Below are 5,358 nucleotides of genomic sequence, written 5' to 3'. Positions count from 1 at the left end.
ACCCAATGAGCCAAACGGCAATCCCACTCGAATTCGAGCGTTATTTGCAAAATCAAATGAGTGCTGGTGAGGCACCAGACATGAATGAAATGATTTTTGCGTACATTCCGAGGTTAGATCCAAGCCAACCAATTGACCGTGAAAATGGTTTGCCGGATGCTTCGCTCTGGGTTTACCAACAAGACATCGAGCAAGTGGGCAAACTGGGTAACAATGCACTGGCGTATTCAGTTGTGATCCCTGGTACGGTTTCAAGGTTTACTTTCAACTCGATTTATTTACGTGATAAGAATGCCCCGAACTCTTGTGGAATGGTGGTGCATAAAGCGAATGAGACCAAGGAACATGGCATGGTGAGCACTAAGTCATTGGTACAAGCCTATGACGGAGCCGCTCAAATTGCCGGAATTACAATTGATGCTTCAACGTGGCAGATTGACTATCACGCACGATTGAAAGGGATGGAAGAAGAGCATCGTTTGGTTTGTTTCGATAATTATGGACACACTGCTTTTATTGTGGGGGTTGACGTTACCCAACAAGCTGATCCGAATAAATACAAAGTGAATTCTGGTGTTGTTTATGTTGGTGGTTTACGAGGGGTGTTGAATGGGGAAGTGCTGCAAACCATCACGACTAAACCAAATGGCTTATATGTCGATGTAGTTCGTCAAGGGACAGCGCTGTCAGTCTGGGAAAACAAAGTTACTATTTTAGTTTCTAGAACCGAGCTAACCGATTATGTCGATGAGAATGGTGAGCAGCACTACGTCGCAAAATTGGCCGGAATAAATGCTGATGGTTCAGTGGTTGATTGGCGGGTTAAAGGTGGTTTGGCACTGGCTGAGCCAAAGAGTAATGCCGCTACAGATGAAGACATTGACAGCGAATCAATGGTTAATAAACACATAAAAATACCGCAATTTTGGCGAGGAATAAAAAAGTTCTTCACCGATAGCCCCAATGGAACAAGCTCTGAGCTCGTCATTACTCAAAAGGCTCTAAGCAATTTCAAGTCTGGTTTTAGTTCAGGACAAACATGGTGTCATCGCCGAACGCTCACCACGCGCGTTTTCAATGTTCGATACACCAACACCAATAACTTTCCGATTCAAGTGCATATTAGTTTTAGGTCTTTGACTCAAACAGGTGAAGCAGCAAAATTTTATGTTGATGATGAGAATTTTTCCATTGGTATTTATTATCCAGGCAATAGAGGTTACATCATCGACGTGATTATCCCACCAGGCTCTGAGTATTGGTTAATGGCCAATAGTTCTTTATATCGTTTGTATACTTGGTCAGAACTCCGTTGAGGAAACTGTTATGAATTACTTTGTTGATAAAAAGGGGATTATTCGAGCGTATGACTCCCCCGAATTAGCTAAGAAAGGGTTAACACCTATATCTGAATCAGACGCGCTTGAAATGGCCGAGCAAAGAGATGAGTTAGCAGAGGCACAACAATGGGCTATCGATGAGTTAAATTGGTGTGACATTCAGAGAGCCTACCACCAAACGGGAGACCTCAAGCGAGCGGTAGCCACTTTGGATGAAATAAATCAGTACGCTATTTTATGTCGAGACTTTGTTTCTCACTCTGATTCCGGTGACTTACACATGGCAGATAAAAAGCCAATACGCCCAGAGTAAGCGCTTTTCGAAGGGAGAAGCACTATGTGGAAACAATCCCCGCTCAGCTGGCCTAGCTGCTCGCAATCAATTCAAACCGAGTCTGAGCAGGTGATAAACCAAATCGGTGCCACGATGAATGATGCGGTTAGCCGATTGACCAGCCTTGAGAGTGACATTCGTTATGGGCGTCACTCTTTAAGCGAAGAAGCGAGTGCTTTGCTTAGGCTACGCGATGAACTTGATTCTCTGTTGAAAACTGGAACCGTATTAACTGCGACGCCTTACCAGTTTCAAGTGGGGACTAAGTTGGACTCAGGTAGTTACTTAAATCCACAGTCTGCAGTTAAAGTGTTATCTGGCAAACTTCGTGACCATGCAGATAAGCACCGACCAACTGGCAATCTTCATTGTGTGGCGTTTATGGTGACAGCTTCGCAGTTAGCCCAGTTTGCTAGCCAGTTAAGTGATCTTGTTTCTGTGTTCCCTCTGTCTGATTGGGCTCAGGTGGCTAGGCAAGCTCAGGCACAGGTGACCAATGAAACCGACAAACTTTATCAACCTGCTGCAATCACCCAGCTTCGTTTTAAACCTTTGGCAAGACTCAACCCCAAACCATTGTATGACGCTTTGCATTGGCAAGGGGCACAAATTGCGACAATAGAATCTTTAGCAGATGATGAAAGTCATGTAATTGGGAAATTACAGTCACTTGCGGCTAAGCGAGCCAATAAGTTGGGTGATATTAAAACCCAGATAAATGCGCTGAAAAACTTAAAAGGAAATGTTTATGTTTTCTCCGCTACTGGGAGTGCAGAAAGTATTGCAACACAGCTTAACAAAGCGGATACGCCAAACCATCATCAATTCACAGTGGTGAGCTTATTGCTTAGTCATGAACCCATGACCTTTTTTGAGGAGTTGCTATGTTAGCTCTTGATGGTGTGCCGGTTAACTTGGATTCAATGAAAGTTGAAATGTCGATGGAGCTAAAAGACCAAGACATGAGCGGTCAATCATCGGGAACCGATACGGCAGAGCAAGGCGATAAAGGCAAAAAATTGACCTTTAGTGGTCGTGTTCCTTTTACGCGTGCAGAAACGCTGACTCAGTTGTATTCGTTTGCTTCGAGTAAAGATGAAACCAACACGCGAAGAGTTTATCGAATCGGTAACGACATTGCGTTGGCGCTTAAAATTCGCAATGTGAAATTTACTGGTCGTATCAACGCAAGAGAGCATGAAACACTGCAGGCCTGGAATGTTTCCTTTGAGCTGCGGGAACACAACAGTGTGGGAGAGCAAAAAGAGCAACGCGCTAAAGAACAAAGTAAACCTGAACAGCGAGAAAATACAAGACTTAAACAGGCTCTGAATAACGCAGAGGAAGCAACTCAATGAAGTTAGAGAAACGTTTGTTTATCAGTGGTGAAGAAGTAAAACTGGTGAGTAACATGGTGAGTTTAAAGTTATCACTAGGCAGTGTTGCGATCTTCGAAATTGAAGCCAAAGAGAAGCCAGAGCTGTTTGAATTAGTGCGTTTTGATATCGGATACGAAAGCAAAACCGCCCCTTGGTTTGAGGGGTATATCGACAAAGTGCAACCCGCAGCAAATGGCTACCATAAAATTACGGCAAAAGAATTGGTTGGTATTTTGTCTAAGCGCTGGGCCGTTAGCCTAGAGCATCCAACGGCAGAGGATGTGATCGGTGTTCTTGCTGAGTTAACCGGGCTTGAGTTCAACCTGCCAGAGGTTGATTACATCAAAACGACTATCCCGAACTTTGTTTGCCAAGGAACGGGCTATCAATGTTTAGAACAAGTAGCCAAAGCGTTTTCTATTCTCGACTGTGTTTGGTTTCAAGATGCTGATCAGAGGATTTATTTCGGGTCGTATCAAGATAGTCATTTTTATAACAAACCGATGCCAATGCCGGAAGAGTTTACCAGTCGCCAAAGTGGTAACAGTGTCACTTTTGTACCGTTTCCAATGCTTAGGCCGGGTAGGGTCATGAACGATAAGCGAGTTAATCGAGTGGATTTGATTGAAGATGAAATGACCGCTTATTGGAAAAATGAACAATCCGAAGTTCCACCAAAGAAACGCGAAGCACTGCAAAACTTTCCAGAGTTGGCCGCCGGTTTTCATTTGCCAAAATTTGGTCGAGTTGAAGCGGTGAGAGACAAGGTAACAGTAGGGCAAGTCGCTGACCCATTCCGGCCAAGGTTTGCGGTTGATGTTCAGGTGCTTGATGAAGACTTAAACCCAGACAGTAATGTACCTGTCTATCGTTCGATCCCTTTGCCTGTTCACATGAGTGGACATGAATCAGGTTTGTTAGCCTATCCACTTGAGGGAACGTTAGTCGAAATTGCTTTCGCGTATGGTCGAAACGATAGACCTATCGTTCGTGGTGTTTATGGTCGTGATTATGCGTTGCCGTCGATAGAGCCAGGTGAGCAATTGCAGCAGCAACGTGAAGAAGTTAGCAATAGAATCGATGCTGCGGGCAACATAAGTCAGCAAACTGACCAGACACAAAAACAAAGAGCGTTCGAAAAGATAGACCAGGTTGAACGTTATCGTGGTGAGTTTGGACAGCATCATCTAGTTGTCGATGAACACAGCGTTGAAGAGGTGATTGGTAAAAAACTCATAGAAGCATTGGGTGCGATTAATCTACTTGCTGGTGATGATATTGTGTTGGGGAGTTTGGGTAATATACAAACGGCTACTGCTGGCGAATTGGTAGAGGCTATAGGAAAAGTGCGTAGGAGCTTTGCCGCTGAACATCAATGGTTGCAGTCGCCCAAAACATGGGTAGGCTCTAAGCAAGAGAATGTCTTGATTCTTTTGTCTGAACTCATGCAGGTAGTGAAAGAGTTGGCCGAGACATTAGCTACGCATACGCACAAGGGAGTCGCGGCTGGCCCTGCGACAACGAGAGCTCCAGTTCAAGCGAGCGCAATTCGAGGGCATGGTACGGAGAGTTCCGAGTTGAAAGGGCGACTCGATCCAATCACACAAACCAGTTAACCCAGATAATCATTCACAAACAACGCAGCCAAACGGCTGCGTTTTTTTATGCCTGTATCAATGCAAAATGAGAACAACGCCATTACAGGGAAAACAGCAACCACAGAGCGACGAAACACCTAGACCGGATGACAAAATCCGCACTCTCCTCACCCGCCTGCGCGTTTTTCGATCAGTTTTTTTTACAGTTTTTGAGTTATGAAAAACTAGGGCTTAGAGCGCCTTACTGACGGGGTGCGAAGCCTTTTGCTATATGGGGTTCGGGATAGATTAAAGTTGTTAGAAATGGCATAAATTGCCCAATATAAAATTTCAATTATTTCAGTTTTTTTCAGTAAATTGAAAAAAAACGATCATTAAAGATTAGGCGTCTTTGTGTTAACTTATTGAAAGGTATAGGCTATTCTATTTTTTGTCATTGTTTTAATGATCTAGGGGTGATTTTGAAGGATCAAATTCATGCCTCGTTAAGCTAGGTAGCATAAGGCTTGCAGGCGTTTTTAAGGCAAAAACATTTTTTCAATTTGTTTCAATGGAAGAACTGAAAGGCTTTATTATAAAGTTGGAGACAGTGGGGCTACAAAAACGCGGATTTTGTCTGCTCATTAAGAGGTGTAAACTACAGAATTTGTTGGTTTTAGTTAAATGGGGTAGTTAGATGGTACTTATCTGTGCGTTGTGTCTAGTTC

Annotated in this window: 4 protein-coding genes and 1 pseudogene; all 5 read left to right on the top strand. The window is 43.8% G+C overall.

Annotation, left to right across the window (positions count from 1 at the left end; translation table 11 throughout):
- Window positions 1-5 precede the first annotated feature (5 nt).
- Window positions 6-848 (top strand): annotated as a pseudogene (locus AB4653_RS12620) (phage tail protein); the annotation flags it as partial.
- A 478-nt stretch (window positions 849-1,326) separates the two neighbouring features.
- Window positions 1,327-1,653 (top strand): hypothetical protein, encoded by a 327-nt coding sequence (locus AB4653_RS12615; RefSeq protein WP_102257916.1) that lies wholly within the window; start codon window positions 1,327-1,329, stop codon window positions 1,651-1,653.
- Between the two features lie 24 nt (window positions 1,654-1,677).
- Entirely contained in the window at window positions 1,678-2,565 is an 888-nt protein-coding gene (locus AB4653_RS12610) for a hypothetical protein (protein ID WP_102257915.1), read from the top strand.
- Window positions 2,559-3,032 carry a DNA-binding protein gene (locus tag AB4653_RS12605; protein ID WP_102257914.1) on the top strand — a complete coding sequence of 158 codons (474 nt, stop codon included), beginning with the start codon at window positions 2,559-2,561 and terminating at the stop codon, window positions 3,030-3,032. Before AB4653_RS12610 ends, AB4653_RS12605 begins: the two co-directional genes overlap by 7 nt.
- Entirely contained in the window at window positions 3,029-4,669 is a 1,641-nt protein-coding gene (locus AB4653_RS12600) for a hypothetical protein (protein ID WP_102257913.1), read from the top strand. The genes AB4653_RS12605 and AB4653_RS12600 overlap by 4 nt, the downstream gene beginning before the upstream one ends.
- Window positions 4,670-5,358: the final 689 nt, after the last annotated feature.

Origin of the sequence: Vibrio sp. 10N.222.48.A3 (genome assembly GCF_041475345.1) — a bacterium.
GTDB classification, from domain to species: domain Bacteria; phylum Pseudomonadota; class Gammaproteobacteria; order Enterobacterales; family Vibrionaceae; genus Vibrio; species Vibrio tasmaniensis_A.
Note: the sequence above shows the minus strand (reverse complement) of the source record. Positions and strands in the feature narration are given on the sequence as shown.

What these genes read in the sequence shown, in the direction of transcription:
- AB4653_RS12615 (WP_102257916.1), top strand. Translation starts at nt 1,327, where the DNA reads ATGAATTACTTTGTTGATAAAAAGGGGATTATTCGAGCGTATGACTCC.
- AB4653_RS12610 (WP_102257915.1), top strand. Translation starts at nt 1,678, where the DNA reads ATGTGGAAACAATCCCCGCTCAGCTGGCCTAGCTGCTCGCAATCAATT.
- AB4653_RS12605 (WP_102257914.1), top strand. Translation starts at nt 2,559, where the DNA reads ATGTTAGCTCTTGATGGTGTGCCGGTTAACTTGGATTCAATGAAAGTT.
- AB4653_RS12600 (WP_102257913.1), top strand. Translation starts at nt 3,029, where the DNA reads ATGAAGTTAGAGAAACGTTTGTTTATCAGTGGTGAAGAAGTAAAACTG.